This is a genomic window from Dietzia sp. 179-F 9C3 NHS, assembly GCF_045369825.1.
Taxonomy (GTDB): domain Bacteria; phylum Actinomycetota; class Actinomycetes; order Mycobacteriales; family Mycobacteriaceae; genus Dietzia.
This window is the reverse complement of record NZ_JBIQES010000009.1, coordinates 115,059-131,536: the sequence shown is the minus strand read 5'-3', so window position 1 is coordinate 131,536 and position 16,478 is coordinate 115,059. Positions and strand designations below refer to the sequence as shown.

Here is a 16,478-nt window from a genome sequence, read left to right as displayed (position 1 = left end):
GCGCCCGCCGAGCGCGCCGAGGAAAACCGCTTCGTACCCACAACCGCACGAGATGTGGCGAAACACCTGACTTTCGTGCGCTTATGCGTACGAAGCGTGCCGCCGACGTGGCAGGGCCGGGTCCGCCTCGACCGTTCCCCACTGCCTAGCAAATGCTTGGTTGGTAGACTACCCGCATGACGAGCACGACCCGCCGCGAGGAACTCCTCGTGATAGCCGCCGGCCTGTTCGCCGAGCGCGGCCTGCGCGCGACGACCGTGCGCGACATCGCCGACGCCGCCGGGATCCTTTCCGGGAGCCTGTACCACCACTTCTCCTCCAAGGAGGCGATCGTCGACGAGATCCTCCGCGGGTTCCTCGACGCGCTGTTCGGGGAGTACCAGCGGATCGTCGACGCCGGGCTCGGCCCCCGCGAGACCCTTGAGGGCATGGTGCGGGCGTCGTTCGAGGCCATCCACCTGCACCGCGACGAGGTGGCCATCTACCAGGACGAGATCAAGCACCTGCGTGGAAACCCTCGCTTCGACTACCTGGGCCGGCGCAACACCGAGTTCCGCGCCATGTGGACCGACGTGCTGCGCCGCGGCATGGAGTCGGGGGAGTTCCGCTCGGACCTGGACCCCAAGCTCACCTACCGCTTCCTCCGAGACACCGTGTGGGTGGCCGTCCGGTGGTACCGACCGGAGGACGCCATCGACCACGCGGAGATCGCGGCCCAGTACCTGCACATCGTCCTCGACGGCCTGGCCGTCGACTGAACCGTCCCAACCCGAGGAGCACACCATGTCCCAGTCCGTGACCGCCCGCGAGGCCTACGTGATCGACGCCGTCCGGACCCCGGTCGGCAAGCGCGGCGGCGGCCTGGCCGCCCAGCACCCCGCCGACATGGGTGCGCACGTCATCAAGGCCGTGGTCGAGCGCACCGGGATCGACCCGGAGGTGGTCGACGACGTGATCTTCGGCTGCGTCGACACGATCGGTCCCCAGGCCGGCAACATCGCGCGTTCGGCGTGGCTCGCCGCCGGGATGCCGCTGGGAGTGCCCGGCACCACCGTGGACCGCCAGTGCGGCTCGAGCCAGCAGGCGATCCACTTCGGCGCCCAGGCCATTATGTCCGGCACCCAGGACGTCATTCTCTTCGGCGGCGTCCAGAACATGAGCGCGCTGCCCATCTCCTCGGCTATGCTCGCCGGCCGCGAGTACGGTTTCGACGACCCCTTCCGCGGCTCCACCGGCTGGCAGGCGCGCTTCGGCGACGCCGAGATCTCGCAGTTCAACGGCGCCCAGATGATGGCCGACAAGTGGGACATCTCGCGGCAGGAGATGGAGGAGTGGGCCTTCCGGTCGCACGAGCGCGCCCGCGCCGCGATCGCCGAGGGCCGCTTTGCGAACGAGTACGTGCCGATGGCCGGCGTCGAGGCCGACGAGACCCCGCGCGAGACCACCATGGAGAAGATGGCGGGACTGCAGCCCCTCGCCGAGGGCGGCACGCTCACCGCCGCGGTGGCCTCGCAGATCTGTGACGGCGCCTCGGCCGGCCTCCTGGCCTCGAAGGGGGCCGTGGAGAAGTACGGCCTGACGCCCCGCGCGCGGATCCACCACATGAGCGTCCGCGGCGACGACCCGGTGATGATGCTCTCCGCCCCCATCCCGGCCACGCGGTACGCGCTGGAGAAGACCGGCCTGTCGATCGACGACATCGACGTGGTGGAGATCAACGAGGCCTTCGCCCCCGTCGTGCTGGCGTGGCTCAAGGAGATCGGCGCCGACCCCGCGCGCGTCAACCCCAACGGCGGCGGCATCGCGCTGGGCCATCCGCTCGGTGCGACCGGCGCCAAGCTGTTCGCCACGCTCCTGTGCGAGCTCGAGCGCACCGGCGGCCGCTACGGGCTGCAGACGATGTGCGAGGGCGGCGGCACCGCCAACGTGACGATCATCGAGCGCCTCGACCGCTGACCCGCCGGGCCCGGATGACGACGAGCCCCGCACCCTCCATGAGGATGCGGGGCTCGTGTCGTTCGTCCGGTCCGGAGGCGAGGGGTCAGCTACCGGGCATGCTGCTGCCGGCATCCCCGGGCTCGAGCAGGGTGGACATCGCGCCCAGCGAGTCACCACTCGACATCGTGCTGACGCTGCCCTGGATGGCCTCGATCGGGTTGCCGACCATGACCAGCGGCGAGATTTGCGGGGACTCGCCCAGGCAGTAGGTGACAAGCGAGTAGAAGTTCGCCGGGACGGTGGTGGAGACCGTGCTCGACTCGTTGAAGAGGGGGGCGAGGACGGTCACGCCGACGATCTCGGCGTCGGTCTCTCCGGCCAGAAGGTTCTGGATCGCGCCCAGGTCGAAGTCCGAGGCCTTCTTCAACTCGGCGGCGACATCCGCGGCGGACGCGACCGGCGTGATCACAGCGGCGCAGCCCTTGAGAGCGCCGTCACCGGACTCGCGGGTGAACGTCACGGACACGGTGTCGCCGTCGATCTCGTGAGTGGCGGTGGCGGCCATCGCGGCCCCGGCGCCGGCGACGCTCAGGGCGGCCGCCGCGCCGAGGACGGCCGTGGCGCGGGTGGCGGTGCGGAAGGGCATGGGGCCTCCAGAGGGGGGCAGGGGTGACGGGGGTCACCATCGTGGATGAGTAAACGAATACTAAACCACCGGGCCACCCGATGGGGAACCCTGCGGGCGGCTAGCCCAATCCGCCCTCGATCGCCTTCTGCAGCAGTGAGGACCCGGCGGCGACCGGATCGCCCTCGCCGAGGGTGGCGAGGCTGCCCCCGATCGCGGAGAGCGGGTCGCCCACCATGATGAAGGGCGTGATCTTGGGTGTGCGGTCGCTGAGGCACACGGTGACGAGCGAGTAGACGTTCGGCGGCACGTCGGTCGCGCGGATGGTGGCGGGGCCCAGGCCGGTGGGAGCGGCCACGGGGAGCGCGCCGGCGCGCAGGGCGATCACCGACGGGTCGCGGTCGGCGGTGCCCACCACGTCGGAGAGGTCGCCGCTCGTGAGGCGGTCGGCGATCTCGGGGGCCTTGCCCGACGGGGCGAGCAGGGCCGCGCACGTGTCGATCCACTGCCCGGGCTTGACGGTGAACGTGGCGGAGACGGTGGTGCCGTTGACGGCGTGGGTGACGGTCGCGGCCGAGGCGGCGGGCGCGGCGGCCACGGTGAGTCCGGCGGCGAGGGCGGTGGCGGCGAGGATACGGGTGCGGCTCATGCCACACACCATAAGCCACTTGCGTCACAGTGGGCACAACTGAGTGGAAATGACCACGCACCCGCCGGCCCGGGCGGGGCCGTGCGGGTGCGTGATCCGGGGGGCGTCGGGAGCGGTAGCCCGGCGGGGCCGGGGTCAGCCCAGGTTCTGCAACCCGTCGAGGCGCTCGTGCGCCTGGGTCATGATCCGCTGGATCAGCTCGTCGCAGCTCGGCAGGTCGTCGATCATGCCCACGACCTGGCCGGACGCGAGCACGCCTGCTTCGGTGTTGCCCTCGACCAGGCCGGCCTTGAGCAGCATCGGGGTGTTGGCGGCCATGATGATCTGCTGCCACGTCCGGTCCGAGGCCTTCTTCATGTTGAGGCCGTCCTTGGCGAGCCGCTGCCACGTCATGCCCGTCATGGACTTGAACTTGTTGGCGTTCTGCACCGCGGCCACGAGCCCCTTGGCGGGGTTGCCCGACTCGAGCGCGTTGACCAGGCCGGTGCGCAGCACGCGGTGCGGCATGCCGTCGACCCGCGTCGAGACCACGGTGTCCTGCAGGCCCTTCTCCAGGTACTGCTGCTTGACCGCGTCCGGCACCTGCGAGTCGCTGGTGAGCAGGAAGCGGGTGCCCATCGCGACGCCCGAGGCGCCGTAGGCGAGCGCGGCCACGAGGCCGCGGCCGTCGAAGAACCCGCCGCCGGCCACCACAGGGATCGAGGTGTTGCCCGCGCCGCCCAGGGCGTCGATCACGCTCGGCAGCAGGAGCGTGGTGGCCACCTGGCCGGTGTGTCCGCCGCCCTCGCCGCCCTGCACGATCACCGCGTCGGCGCCCCAGGAGGCGACCTTGACGGCGTGCTTGGCGGCGCCGATGGAGGGGACGACGACGAGGCCGTTCTCCTTGAGCCGCGCGATCAGTTCCGGCTTGGGCGCCAGCGCGAACGAGGCCACCTTGACCCCGTGGCGGATCATGAGCTCGCACCGCTCCGCGGCGTCCTCGGCGTCCGCCCGCAGGTTGACGCCGAACGGCTTGGAGGTGAGCTCCTTGGTCCGCACGATGGCGGCCTCGAGCTCGGCGAACGTCATGGTGGCCGAGGCGATGATCCCCAGGCCGCCCGCGTTGGCCGTGGCGGCGGTGAGCTCGGGCCCGGAGACCCAGCCCATGCCGGTCTGCACGACCGGGTACTCGACGCCGACGAGCTTGGTGAAGTCCGTGGCGATCGAGGCGGCGCGGCCGGCGCCGGGGGTCGCGGCGGTCACTGCTGCTCCGCCTTGGGGACCTCGCGGAAGCGCATGCCGCGCGGATCCACGACCTCGTTCAGGATCCGCAGCTCCTCCGCCGACGGCGCCCGGGTCTCGCCGGCCTCGGCAAGGCCCTCGACCTCGAAGCCGGTCGCCTCGGTGACCTCGTCGGCGGTGACGCCCGGATGGAGGGTCAGCGCCCGCATGGTGTGCCCGGCGCCGCCGAAGTCGAAGACGCCCAGGTTGGTCACCACGCGGTGGAGGTGGTGGAAGCGGAAGGCGGGGTCGCCGTCGTCGTACCGGTCGTACCCGACGCCACACACCACGTCGACCTTCTCGCAGAACACCCGCGGCGAGTGGCGCGCCACCCAGTACGAGGTGGCGTGGTTGATGGTGTTGCCGGGCGCGCCGCGGACGCCGAACATCTGCCGCGTGGGCTTCTGCAGGTCGTCGCCGAACGCCGAGAGGTTCTGGTTGCCGTACCGGTCGATCTGGTTGGCGCCCATCACCACGTGGCGCTTGCCCGAGGCCAGGACCTCGAAGACGCGGTTGAACGGGATCCAGCCCTCGAACTCGTTGACCTGGCCCACCGCGGGGGTGTCGGCGAGGAACAGCGACTCGGCGTCGGTGACCATGAGATCCGGCTCCGTGGTCAGCCGCGCGAGGCGCGCGCCGATCGTGGCCATGGGGGTCATGGGGGAGGCGAAGATCTCGCCGGCGCCGGCGAAGATCTCGGCGCACGCGACCGCGCAGTAGTCGGCGCGCTCGATCGTGGTCGTGGTGCTCTCGGACATCACTTGGCTCCCTTCGAAGCGGCCTTCTCGGCCGCGACCTTCTCGCCGAAGGCGCGCACCGCCTTCTGGTAGTCCTCCTCGGACCCGGACAGGAACTCGTCGGCGAACGCCGCCCAGCCCTCGTCGGTCTTGGCCGACTCGGCGTAGTGCCGCTGGAAGGCCTCGTCCCGGCCGTAGCCGCCGGCAAAGGTGAAGTGGGCGCCGTTGGGGGCCTCGGCCACGCCGTCGACGTACATCCGCGGCAGCAGCATCCGCTGGCGGCCGACCTCCTCGAACAGTGCGCCCGAGTCCTCGACGATCTCGTCGACCTCGAGGTAGACCTTGTCCGCGGCCATCGCGTAGAGGTCGTCGAAGTAGGGGTCGGTGCCGGTGTAGGCGGCGTTGCCGTGCCTGTCCGCCTTGTCCAGGTGGATGAGCGCGGCGTCGAGCTGGAACGCCGGCATGGCCAGCAGCGTCTCCGTCTTTCCGTCCACGGGGTACGGCGAATCGACGGTCTTGAGCTCCTCGCCCCAGAACTCGCGGACCGCGGTGCCCAGCCCCGCGCGGATCGGCAGGAACGGCAAGCGCTGCGCAGCGGCCTGGAGGCCGCAGCGGACCATGCCCTCGTCCATCTCTCGGGACTCGATCGCGCCCTCGGTGCGGCGGCGCGCGAACCACGGGTCGTAGAACGGCGCCGAGTCCAGGGACACGAAGCCGTAGTAGGCCCGCTTGACCTTGCCGACCGAGCAGAGCAGGCCGATGTCCGGACCGCCGAAGGCCACCACGGTGAGGTCGGTGAGGTCCTCGCGACGCAGGATCGCGCGGATCAGGGCCATCGGCTTGCGTCGCGAGCCCCATCCGCCGATGCCGATGGTCATGCCGCTGGAGAGCTCACCGACCATCTCGTCGAGGCTCATGCGCTTGTCGCGCTTGGCGGGTGCCTGGGTCACTTCTGATCCTTCCGCTTGTCGAGGTTCTTGCCGCTCTTGACGAACTCGTCCCGGTGTTCGTCCGCCACGCCCGCGAGGTTGAGCTCAAAGGTGAAGCCCTGCTCCATGCGGTACGAGCTCTTCACGTCCACCGGGTCGATGTGGTTGATGGCCTCCTTGGCCGCCCGGATCACGCGGGTGTCCTTGGCGGCGATCTTCTCCGCGAGCGCGCGGGCCGCGTCGTCGAGCTGGTCGCGGGGGACCACCTCGAAGACCGTGCCCCAGGTGTGCAGCTGCTGCGCGGTGATGTTCTGGGAGGTGAAGTACAGGGTGCGCATCATGTGCGGCGGGACCATGCGCGCGAGGTGCGTGGCGGCGCCCAGCGCGCCGCGGTCCACCTCGGGCAGGCCGAACACGGCGTCGTCACTCGCGACGATGCAGTCCGCGTTGCCCACCAGGCCGATGCCGCCGCCCACACAGAAGCCGTTGACCGTGGCGATGACCGGCACCGCGCAGTCGTAGACGGCGTTGAAGGCCACGTAGCAGCCGCGGTTGGCGGCCAGCAGGTGGTCGAAGCCCTCGAAGTCCTGCATCTCCTTGATGTCCACGCCGGCGTTGAAGCCGCGGCCCTCGGCCCGCAGGATCACCACGTGCACCGACGGGTCGTTGCCGGCCTCGAGGATCTTCTCGCCGAGCTCGAACCAGCCCGCGGAGGGGATGGCGTTGACGGGGGGATAGTCGACGGTGACGGTGGCGATGCCGTCCGCGCCCTTGTCCACGGTGATGCCCACGGCGGGCTCCCTTCGTTCGCTGGGTTCGGTCGCCCAATGACTAACCAAACGCTTGCTTGGTAGGCTAGCACGCATGACAACCATGGATCTGGGACTGGCGGGCAAGGTCGTGCTCGTGACCGGCGGCGTCCGCGGGGTGGGCGCCGGTATCAGCCGCGTCTTCCGGGAGGCCGGCGCCGTCGTCGTCACCTGTGCGCGCCGCCCCGCCGACGAGGGCTCCGACGTCGCCGACCTCGAGTTCCACTCCGCCGACCTCCGCGACCCCGACGCGGTGCGCGCGATGGTCGACGAGATCGTGGCCACGCACGGACGCCTCGACGTGGTGGTCAACAACGCCGGCGGTGCCCCGTTCGCCCTGGCCGCCGACGCCAGCGCCAACTTCCACTCCAAGATCGTCGCGCTCAACCTGCTCTCCGCGCTCACCGTGGCCCAGGAGGCCCACCGCGTGATGACCGCCGAGGGCGCGACCGGCGGCGCCATCGTCAACATTTCTTCCGTCTCCGGCCACCGCCCCTCGCCGGGCACCGCCTCCTACGGCGCCGCCAAGGCCGGCGTGGACTCGCTCACGCAGTCCCTCGCCGTGGAGTGGGCGCCCGCCGTGCGCATGAACTCGGTCGTGGTGGGGCCGGTCAAGACCGAGCTCGCCGAGATGCACTACGGCGACGAGGAGGGGGTCGCGGCTGTCGACGCCACCATCCCCATGGGACGCATGGCGGACCCGCGCGACGTCGGCCTGGCTGCCGCGTTCCTCGCCTCCCCGCTCGCCGCCTACATCACCGGTGCCGAGCTGCTCGTCCACGGTGGCGGCGAGAAGCCCGCCTTTCTGTCCGCATCGACCGCCAACAAATAGGAGACACACATGGGTATCTGCGACGGACGCGTCGTCATCGTCACCGGAGCCGGCCGCGGCATCGGCCGCGAGCACGCGCTGGCCTTTGCCGCCGAGGGGGCCAAGGTCGTCGTCAACGACCTCGGCGCCGGACTCGACGGCTCTGATGTCGGCGAGCACCCCGCCGAGCAGGTGGTGGCCGAGATCACGGCCGCCGGCGGCGAGGCCGTGGTCAACGGCAACGACATCTCGAGCTGGGAGGGCGCGCGCGAGCTCGTCCAGCAGGCCATCGACACCTTCGGTGGGCTCGACGTGCTGGTGAACAACGCCGGCTTCCTGCGCGACAGGATGCTCGTGGGCATGTCCGAGGAGGAGTGGGACAAGGTCATCACCGTCCACCTCAAGGGCCACTACGCGCCGCTGCGTCACGCAGCCGAGTACTGGCGCGCCGAGTCCAAGGCCGGCCGGCCCCGCGCCGCCCGAGTCATCAACACCTCGTCCGGCGCCGGGCTCTTCGGCTCCGTGGGCCAGGGCAACTACGCCACCGCCAAGGCCGGCATCGCCCTGCTCACCATCCAGACCGCCGCGGAGATGAAGGGCTACGGCGTCACCGCCAACGCCATCGCCCCCGCCGCGCGCACCCGCATGACCACCTCCGCCGGCGAGGGCATGGCCGCCCAGATGGCCGCGCCCGAGGACGGCTCGTTCGACGCCATGGACCCGGCCAACATCTCGCCGCTCGTCGTGTGGCTGGGCTCCGAGGAGGCCGGCGACGTGACCGGCCGCGTCTTCGAGGTCGAGGGCGGCAGGGTCACCGTGTGCGACGGCTGGCAGCGCGCCGCCTCCGAGGACAAGGGCGCCAGGTGGGAGCCCGCCGAGCTCGGCTCCGTGGTGCCGCGCCTGCTCTCCGAGTCGCCCGCGCCGGTGCCGGTGTACGGCGCGCGCTGAGACCGGACACACGGGAGCCCCGCACCGGCGACGGTGCGGGGCTCCCGTGTGTCGTGGGGCGATCCGGGGATCAGCCCTGGCCGTTCGGGGTGTCCGGGCCGGGGGCGACGACGTTGGCCGGCAGGAACGGCAGCGGCGGCAGCTGAATGGTGCCGTTGGCCACGCCCGCGGCGAGGGCACCGGCGCCGGCCGAGGCGCCCAGCGCGAGCAGCGGAACGAGGCTGCCCCCGCCGCCGCTGGTGACCAGGCTGGTGACGAGCTCGCTCGAGCCGAGGTTGGTGATCGCGGTGCCCTGGAGGGAGCCGTTCGCGAGCGAGCCCGTGAACGCGGTGAGCGAGCCGTTGACGGCGGTGAGGTCGCCGAACGAGCCGGTGAGGACGTCCGAGCTGGCGCCGGTGGAACCGGACTCGCCGGTGAGCGAGCCGCTGGTGCCGGAGATGGAGCCGGCGACGGCCTCACAGATGGGGCAAGCGGCTGCGGAACCGATGATCGGGGCGAGGCCACCACCGTCGGCCAGCGAGCCGCCCAAGCCCTCGGCGACGAGCTCGGCCGAACCGCCGATGCCCTCGGTCGAACCGTCCGGGAAGTTGGCCGACAGCGGCGGCAGCTCCGCCGAACCGCCGAGCAGGTTGAGCTCGGTGGACAGCGGGGTCATCTCGTACGAGCCGATGACGCCGGCGGGCAGCGCGGCCGATCCGCCGAGCAGGTTGAGCGGCGTCATGCCCCACGAACCGGTGAGCGGGGTCATCTCGTACGAGCCGATGACGCCGGCGGGCAGCGCGGCCGAGCCGCCGAGGGGCTCGGTGCTGAGCGGCGGGAGCTCGGACGACTGCGGGATGATCCCGGTCGAGCCCTCTCCGAGATTCTGGGCGGATCCCGCGAGAACGCCGGGCGTGTTGGTGGCGGAACCGGTGAGAGTGCCGATGATGCTCTGGGCGAGGTCGCCGAGGTTGCCGAGTCCGATCGCGTCGGCGACGCTCTGGGCGCTCACGCCGGGGGGGAGCGAACTGTCACCGCTTCCCGAGCTCTGCGCGTTCGCCGTGCCCGTCGCACCCGAGATCACGAGCGCGGCGACCGCGGCGACGGCCGCCGTCCTGGTGGTCTTCTTCATGGGAGAGATGTCCTTTCGACGTGAGCTGGCCCCCTTGGTCACAGGTGGTCTGCTGCGCATGGACGCAGCCTATGCCCCGTGCGGTGGCTCACATAAGATTCCCCTGAGCGACCCCTCCTGTCAACGGATTGACGAAATTTCATAAAAGTCCCTATTGATTCGCCGACCTGCACTGTTGGCCACGGGATGACGGCGAGGTGGGACATATGAAAAAGGAAACGTGTGCCTTCCGGGGTCGTGCGCTTTCCGGCGGCTCACGCCGGCTCGCAGATCACCACCGGGATCACGCGGCTGGTGTTGGCCTGGTATGTGGCGAAGTCGTTGTACCGCTCGACGAGTCGCGGCCAGAGCTCAGCCCGCTCGGCGGGAGTGGCCTCCCTCGCCGTCATCGCCCTGACCCGCCGACCCACCTGCACCGTGACGGCCGGGTCGGCCAGCACGTTCCGGTACCACTGGGGGTGCTTCGGCATCCCGCCCTGGGAGGCGACGAGCAGCACGCGGTCGCCGTCGGGCAGGTGCAGCAGCGGTACGGTCCGCGGCTCGCCGGACGTGCGCCCGGTGGTGGTGAGCAGGCACACCGGCACGGGGGCCCGCAGCGCGGAGCCCACCCGCCAGGTGCCGCCGACGCGCCCGCCGGTGCGCCGGTACAGCCAGGTGTTGACCCGCGACATCACCCGGATGACGCCGACGACCCACGGCTTGGCCAACCGTGGGTCGTCGGTTCCCGTCTCGGGACGCGGGTCGCTGCCGGTCACTTCCGGCCGGGCATGGGCGCCCGGACGATGACGTGCTTACCGGGGAAGAACGCGGCCAGCTCGCGGCGGCTCTCCTTGAGCGAGTGCAGGCCGAAGCCCTTCTTGCGCTCCTCGGGTCGCACCCAGATGGCCACGTCCACGTCGCCGTCATCCAGCTGCTCGCCGAACACCAGGCCGACCAGGGTGTCGCGGGAGGTGTCCACGGCGACGAACCACATCGCCGTCTCCGCGTCCATCCGCTTGAGGCCCGCCCTGCGCTCCTCCTCGGTCTTGGCCTCGTCCCACTCGCCGCCGGTCGCGGAGGTCTCGTCCTCCGAGCGCTTGTGGTAGAGGTCGCGGTGCTCGTCGGAGTCCTTGAAGGGATGGAGGCTGAAGCCGCTTGCGCCGGCCTCGCCGCCCGCGCCGGACCTGGCCGGCTGGTCGGCGGCCGGCCCGAGGAACGACTCGAGCGGTGCGGCCAGGACCTCGCGGGCCTCGTCAGCGGAGACCGAGAGCAGGTGCGCGACGGCGTCGGCGGCGTCCTCGGTCCCGGTGGCGGAGGAGATGGCGGCGAAGACCTCGCGGCGGCGGGCCGCCGCGGTCTCGATGACGGTGCTCATGTCAGATCCTCTCGATGATGCTCGCCGACGCCTGGGCGCCGCCCGCGCACATCGTGATGAGGGCGCGCTCGCCGTCCGTGCGCTCGAGCTCGTGCAGGGCCGTGGTGATGAGCCTAGACCCGGTGCTGCCCACGGGGTGCCCGATCGCGATGGCGCCGCCGTTGACGTTGACCTTGTCCATGTCCGGGCCGTGGACCTGCGCCCAGCTCAGCAGGACGGAGGCGAAGGCCTCGTTGCACTCGAAGAGGTCGAAGTCGGCGATGGACATGCCCGAGCGGTCGAGGACGCGCTGCGTGGCCTGGACCGGGCCGTCGAGGTGGTACTCGGGCTCGCCGCCGACCAGGGCCTGGTGGACGATCCGTGCGCGGGGCGTCAGGCCGTGGGCCCTGGCCACGTCCTCGTCCATGAGCAGCACGGCGGCCGAGCCGTCGGACATCTGGCTGGAGGTGCCGGCGGTGTGCAGGCCGCCCTCGATGACGGGCTTGAGGCCGGCGAGCGCCTCGGCCGTGGTGTCGCGCAGGCCCTGATCCTTGGTGACGGTCACCGTCTCGCCGGTGTAGGTACCGTCCTTGAGGCGCTCCGGGGCGGTGACGGCGAAGGTCTCGCGGTCGAAGCGGCCCTCGTCCCAGGCGCGCTTGGCGTTGGCCTGGCTCCGCACGCCGAGCTCCTCGAGCTGCTCACGGGTGATGCCGCGGCGCTGCGCGATCCGGTCGGCCGCCGTGAACTGGTCCGGCAGGTCGATGGTCCAGTCGTCCGGGCGCGGCATGCCGTTGGAGCCGTCGCCCACCGCGGCGCGCAGCGCGATCCAGCTCATGGACTCGACGCCGCAGGCGATGCCCACGTCCATCGCGCCCGCGTGGATGAGGTTGGCGATGAAGTGGTTGGCCTGCTGGGCCGACGAGCACTGGCAGTCGATGGTTGTGCAGGCGGTCTGCCAGGGCAGCCCCGAGGCGAGCCACGCGCCGCGCGTGACGTTGTTGGCCTGCGCGCCGGCCTGGCTCACGCAGCCGCCCACGACCTGCTCGACCAGGCTCGCGTCGATACCCGCCCGGCGGATGACCTCCTTCTGGGAGGCGCCCAGCAGGTGCGCGGGGTGGAGGCCGGACAGTACGCCTCGCGCCTTGCCGATCGGGGTGCGTACGGCCTCGACGATGACGGGATTGCCCATGGGAGTCCTTCCAGGTGAGCGGAGCCGCGGAAAATGGTGGCCCGCGGTGAACCTGTTCTAGTATGCTGCGTGGAACGTGTTCTAGATTACCGCTCGGTCGCCGGCTCTGCGAGGCCTCGCCTGCGGTCAGTGAGCACCAGACGCATCCGACGCGGTCAAGGAGTATGCAGTGCAGCCAGTCACCATCCCCGAGGGTTTCGACTTCACCGACCCGGAACTCTACGAGAAGCGCCTCCCGCACCCCGAGTGGGCGCAGCTCCGCAAGACCGAGCCGATCCACTGGGTCCAGAAGAGCGACCCGGGCTGCGACGGCTTCGACGACGCCGGCTACTGGGTGGTGTCCAAGCACGAGGACATCAAGGAGATCTCCCGCCGCACCAACGAGGAGTTCTCCACCTGGGAGAACACCGCCATCCCGCGCTTCGCCCCCGGCACCGACCGCGCCATCATCGATATGATGCGCTTCCTCCTGCTCAACCAGGACGGAGAGGACCACAAGAAGCACCGCCGGATCATCTCCAAGGGCTTCACCCCCCGCAACGTCGAGAAGCTCCGCGAGTCGCTGGCCGCCCGCGCCAAGGACATCGTGGAGAAGGCCGCCGCCAAGGGCTCGGGCGACTTCATCCTCGAGGTGGCCTCCGAGCTGCCGCTGCAGGCGATCGCCGAGCTCATCGGCGTGCCGCAGGAGGACCGCCACCAGATCTTCGAGTGGTCCAACCTCATGACCTCCTACGACATCCCGGAGCTGGCCGAGGACGCCAACACCTCCGCCGCGATGCTCCTGGACTACGCGGGCAAGATGGCCGCCGAGCGCGAGAAGAACCCCCAGGACGACCTGGTCACCAAGCTCATCCAGGCCGATGTCGACGGCGAGAAGCTCTCCGCCGACGACTTCGGCTGGTTCGTGATCCTGCTGGCCGTGGCCGGCAACGAGACCACCCGCAACGCCACCACCCACGGCATGATCGCGATGCTCGACAACCCCGACCAGTGGGAGCTGTTCAAGAAGGAGCGGCCCGAGACCACCTACGACGAGATCCTCCGCTGGGCCTCGCCGATCGCCTCCTTCCAGCGCACCGCCACCCAGGACGTCGAGATGGGCGGCAAGCAGATCAAGAAGGGCGACCGCCTGGCCCTGATGTACGGCTCGGCGAACTTCGACGAGGACGTCTTCGACGACCCCTTCACCTTTGACATCACGCGCGACCCCAACCCGCACCTGACGTTCGGCGGCAACGGCCCGCACTACTGCATCGGCGCCAACCTGGCCAAGCTGCAGATCGAGCTGATCTTCAACGCGATCGCCGACCACATGCCGGACCTCGAGTCGCTCGGCGACTACAAGCGCATCCGCTCCGGCTGGCTCAACGGCATCACCGAGTGGCCCGTCGACTTCAAGTGCCCGGTCAAGCACTGAGCCGACCCCGGCGCCGGCGCGGCTCACGCTGACGCGGCCCCGGCCCTCGCCGATGCGGCCCCGGCCCTCCCTCGCGGAGGCCGGGGCCGCCCCGCCATTTCGGTCCGGCCCTTCTCCCGCCCCCGCCGGTTAGGCGCTGTGTGGTCGAAGTAAGGCGTTTGGTCGACGCAATACGTTTTGTCGACGCTCTGCAGAGTCTGGTGAACGCCATGCCGGTGCCCAGGCCCGATTTCCCCGAAATCCGTCGACCAAACGCGGGGGAGGGCAGGGTGGAGGCCATGGTCGATCATCGCTTCGTCGATCGCGACGGCGTCCGCCTCCACTTCGTCGTCGCAGACCCCACCGGCGCCACCACCGAGCCCACCGCCACCAACACCGAGCCCCGCGGCACCGTCGTCCTGATCCACGGGTTCCCGCACTTCTGGTTTACGTGGCACCGCATGATCCCCGTCCTCACGGCGGCGGGCTGGCGGGTGATCGCGCCGGACCTGCGCGGATTCGGCGGCTCCGACGCGCCCGGCGACGTGGCCGCGTACGCGCCGCGGGAGGTGGTCGACGACGTGCTCGCCGTCTGTGACGAGGCCGGACCCCTCGCCGGGAGGCCCCCCGACGACCCCGTGGTGCTCGTGGGCTTCGACTTCGGCGCCGGCGTCGCCTACGACGTGTGCCACCTCGAGCCCGGCCGGGTCCGCGCGGTGATCGGCATGGAGAATCCCTTCATGGGCACCGCCGGCTCGGTCCCGCCGCTCGAGGGCTCGGCGACGATGGCGGAGAAGCACTTCCTGCACCTGCACTACTTCGCGCAGCCGGGCGTGGCCGAGGCCGATCTCGCCGGCCGCGAGCGCGAGTTCCTCACCCGCGTCTTCTGGGCGCTGTCCGCCGACTACCACTACCTCGACGTGTGGTCGCACCCGCCGGGCTCGACCTACCTGGAGGCCCTGCCCGAGGCGCCGCCGCTGCCGTGGCCGTGGCTGAGCGTCGAGGAGATGGACACCTACGAGGCCGAGTACGTCCGCACTGGGTTCGCCGGGCCGCTGCAGTGGTACCGGGCGATGGACGTGAGCTGGCACGCGCGCAAGGAGTTCGAGCGCCGGACCAACCCGGTGCCGTACTACTTCCTCTACTCCGAGCACGACCCCGACCTCGAGGGCTTCCACGGCCGCGATCCGCTGTCCAAGCTGGACCGCTACCACGACGACGTGCGGATGGTCCGCGCGATCTCCGCGCCCGCCGGCCACCTCATGCACCTCGAGGCGACGGAGGACACGCACGAGGCGATCCTCGCGTGTCTGGTCGACATCTCGCAGAGTTCGCTGAACATCTGACGCGTCGCACCGGCGATCCGCCGCGAATTCTGTTCACCGAATCGCGCGACGGAAGTGCCAGCGCGGCAGGTGGCTGCGCCGGGACCGAGCCCGTCAGAGGTGGTACCGGAGCAGGTTCCTGTCGTACGCCCGCTCGATGCGGTTCACCACGACCTTGGGCAGCATCCCCGCCACCACCCGGATGACCTCCCAGCCCATGTCGCGGAGCTCGGCGTCGACGTGGTCGTCGAAGAGGCTCTGCTCTGCGCTTCGGTGGACCTCGCCGTCGTAGAACACCGCGACCTTGACCTTCTCGTAGGCCAGGTCCGCGGTGGCGATCTTCTGTCCGTAGCGGTTAAAGATGACCACCTGGGTCGCGGGCGCGGGGAGATCGGAGCGCTCGAGCCACAGCCGGACCATCGTCTCCTGCGGCGAATCGGCGCCGATGTCGCAGCTCGCGAGCAGGCCGATCACGGTCTTGACGCCGTGCTGGCCGACCATGCGACCCGCGGCTCCGGCGACGGCGTCGAGGCCGGTCCGCGACCCGTTGCACACGGCGTCGATCGCACAGATGCGTTCGTCCACGCCTCTGGTCCACCGGCCCACGTCGACGGCGGTGCGGGCGGGGCTCGTCGCGATCATGCCGTCGACGACGCTCAGGTCAGGGGCCTTCGGCATTCGCGCGGTCACGTGCACGCGCACCCCGGGAGTGGAACGCAATCTGCGGGGGGAGTAGAGGTCGACGGCGACGGCGCACCGGCGATCCGCGTACCACTTCTCGCGGTGCAGTTTGGCCGCGCCCCAGCCGGCGATCACCGCGTCGGGCGGTGCCCAGAGATGGACCGCGCGGATGAGGTCCCGTGTGTCCGGCTGTGCGTCCGCCGCGATGTACACACCCGGGTGGACCAGGCGGAACCTGGTGGACAGGGCATGTCTGGTGAGGACACCGCACTCCAGGGCGGCCTTCGCCAGGAAGGGTTTGCCGCCGGTGATCGCGGATTCGAAGGCGTCGAGGTCCACGGTTCCGAAGGTGGCGGTGGTCAGGGTGCGCGCGGGGGCCGGGGCCCGGCGGCCGTTGGCGCGGTTGCGGGTGGTGCCGGTGCTACGTCTGCTGCCGGTGCTGCGGCGCGAAGGTCGTTCGGGGGTTCGTCGGGCCATGCCTCGATCGTGTGTGCCCGGCGTTCGCCGCGCACGCCCCGCGGGCGATCTGTGGACAACGAGGATCAGTCTCCACAGGGCCTCCACAGGCCTCCACAGGCGGCCCCGATCCGCAGGCGCGCGGGAGTTCGGTGTACAGAATGTGCGAGTTTTTGCCTGCGCCCCACGCCTAGCGTTCACCGAACTCTGCGCAGCGTCGACCAAACGCGGAGGTGCGGGGCCGGGGCAGGGGCGGCCGCGGAGGTGCCGGGGCCGGGGCC

General features: G+C 70.7%; 17 protein-coding genes. 6 read left to right on the top strand and 11 right to left on the bottom strand.

Annotated features, from left to right (window positions below; translation table 11 throughout):
- Positions 1-176: 176 nt before the first annotated feature.
- Together ACH0BZ_RS12510 and ACH0BZ_RS12505 are read left to right on the top strand one after the other, a co-directional pair.
- On the top strand, positions 177-758 hold the full coding sequence (locus ACH0BZ_RS12510) for a TetR/AcrR family transcriptional regulator (protein WP_406898789.1): 582 nt from the start codon (positions 177-179) through the stop codon (positions 756-758).
- 25 nt (positions 759-783) lie between these two features.
- On the top strand, positions 784-1,956 hold the full coding sequence (locus ACH0BZ_RS12505; RefSeq protein ID WP_406898788.1) for an acetyl-CoA C-acetyltransferase: 1,173 nt from the start codon (positions 784-786) through the stop codon (positions 1,954-1,956).
- 85 nt (positions 1,957-2,041) lie between these two features.
- Here the strand turns inward: ACH0BZ_RS12505 and ACH0BZ_RS12500 are convergent, their stop codons facing one another.
- The 6 genes from ACH0BZ_RS12500 to ACH0BZ_RS12475 form a co-directional block, all read right to left on the bottom strand.
- On the bottom strand, positions 2,042-2,584 hold the full coding sequence (locus ACH0BZ_RS12500; RefSeq protein WP_406898787.1) for a hypothetical protein: 543 nt from the start codon (positions 2,582-2,584) through the stop codon (positions 2,042-2,044).
- Positions 2,585-2,684: 100 nt separating this feature from the next.
- Entirely contained in the window at positions 2,685-3,212 is a 528-nt protein-coding gene (locus ACH0BZ_RS12495; RefSeq protein WP_406898785.1) for a hypothetical protein, read from the bottom strand.
- A 135-nt stretch (positions 3,213-3,347) separates the two neighbouring features.
- The gene (locus tag ACH0BZ_RS12490; protein WP_406898784.1) at positions 3,348-4,454 is read right to left on the bottom strand and encodes an NAD(P)H-dependent flavin oxidoreductase; all 1,107 of its coding nucleotides are present in this window, start codon (positions 4,452-4,454) and stop codon (positions 3,348-3,350) included.
- Positions 4,451-5,230, bottom strand: coding sequence for a CoA-transferase subunit beta (locus ACH0BZ_RS12485; RefSeq protein WP_406898783.1), 780 nt, complete (start codon positions 5,228-5,230; stop codon positions 4,451-4,453). Before ACH0BZ_RS12485 ends, ACH0BZ_RS12490 begins: the two co-directional genes overlap by 4 nt.
- On the bottom strand, positions 5,230-6,126 hold the full coding sequence (locus ACH0BZ_RS12480) for a CoA transferase subunit A (RefSeq protein ID WP_406898805.1): 897 nt from the start codon (positions 6,124-6,126) through the stop codon (positions 5,230-5,232). The genes ACH0BZ_RS12485 and ACH0BZ_RS12480 overlap by 1 nt, the downstream gene beginning before the upstream one ends.
- 29 nt (positions 6,127-6,155) lie before the next feature.
- A complete protein-coding gene (locus ACH0BZ_RS12475) occupies positions 6,156-6,929 on the bottom strand; it encodes an enoyl-CoA hydratase family protein (protein WP_406898782.1) in 774 nt (257 codons plus the stop codon).
- A 73-nt stretch (positions 6,930-7,002) separates the two neighbouring features.
- Between ACH0BZ_RS12475 and ACH0BZ_RS12470 the strand changes: the two genes are divergently transcribed.
- Together ACH0BZ_RS12470 and ACH0BZ_RS12465 are read left to right on the top strand one after the other, a co-directional pair.
- The gene (locus ACH0BZ_RS12470; protein WP_406898780.1) at positions 7,003-7,779 is read left to right on the top strand and encodes an SDR family oxidoreductase; all 777 of its coding nucleotides are present in this window, start codon (positions 7,003-7,005) and stop codon (positions 7,777-7,779) included.
- Between the two features lie 9 nt (positions 7,780-7,788).
- On the top strand, positions 7,789-8,706 hold the full coding sequence (locus tag ACH0BZ_RS12465; RefSeq protein ID WP_406898779.1) for an SDR family oxidoreductase: 918 nt from the start codon (positions 7,789-7,791) through the stop codon (positions 8,704-8,706).
- A 70-nt stretch (positions 8,707-8,776) separates the two neighbouring features.
- On the opposite strand, the gene ACH0BZ_RS12460 is transcribed toward ACH0BZ_RS12465, so the two are convergent.
- The 4 genes from ACH0BZ_RS12460 to ACH0BZ_RS12445 all read right to left on the bottom strand — a co-directional run bounded on the left by ACH0BZ_RS12460 (position 8,777) and on the right by ACH0BZ_RS12445 (position 12,339).
- Positions 8,777-9,817, bottom strand: coding sequence for a hypothetical protein (locus ACH0BZ_RS12460; protein ID WP_406898778.1), 1,041 nt, complete (start codon positions 9,815-9,817; stop codon positions 8,777-8,779).
- A 254-nt stretch (positions 9,818-10,071) separates the two neighbouring features.
- Positions 10,072-10,572: a nitroreductase family deazaflavin-dependent oxidoreductase gene (locus ACH0BZ_RS12455; protein WP_406898777.1), complete on the bottom strand. Its 501-nt coding sequence runs from the start codon at positions 10,570-10,572 to the stop codon at positions 10,072-10,074.
- Entirely contained in the window at positions 10,569-11,171 is a 603-nt protein-coding gene (locus ACH0BZ_RS12450; protein ID WP_406898776.1) for an N-acetyltransferase, read from the bottom strand. Before ACH0BZ_RS12450 ends, ACH0BZ_RS12455 begins: the two co-directional genes overlap by 4 nt.
- Before the next feature lies 1 nt (position 11,172).
- Positions 11,173-12,339, bottom strand: coding sequence for a steroid 3-ketoacyl-CoA thiolase (locus ACH0BZ_RS12445; protein WP_406898775.1), 1,167 nt, complete (start codon positions 12,337-12,339; stop codon positions 11,173-11,175).
- Between the two features lie 169 nt (positions 12,340-12,508).
- Here ACH0BZ_RS12445 and ACH0BZ_RS12440 point away from each other — a divergent pair, with 169 nt between their 5' ends.
- Entirely contained in the window at positions 12,509-13,756 is a 1,248-nt protein-coding gene (locus tag ACH0BZ_RS12440; RefSeq protein WP_406898774.1) for a cytochrome P450, read from the top strand.
- A gap of 278 nt (positions 13,757-14,034) precedes the next feature.
- Positions 14,035-15,081, top strand: coding sequence for an alpha/beta fold hydrolase (locus ACH0BZ_RS12435; protein WP_406898772.1), 1,047 nt, complete (start codon positions 14,035-14,037; stop codon positions 15,079-15,081).
- A 93-nt stretch (positions 15,082-15,174) separates the two neighbouring features.
- Here the strand turns inward: ACH0BZ_RS12435 and ACH0BZ_RS12430 are convergent, their stop codons facing one another.
- A complete protein-coding gene (locus ACH0BZ_RS12430; RefSeq protein WP_406898771.1) occupies positions 15,175-16,218 on the bottom strand; it encodes a hypothetical protein in 1,044 nt (347 codons plus the stop codon).
- Positions 16,219-16,478 lie beyond the last annotated feature (260 nt).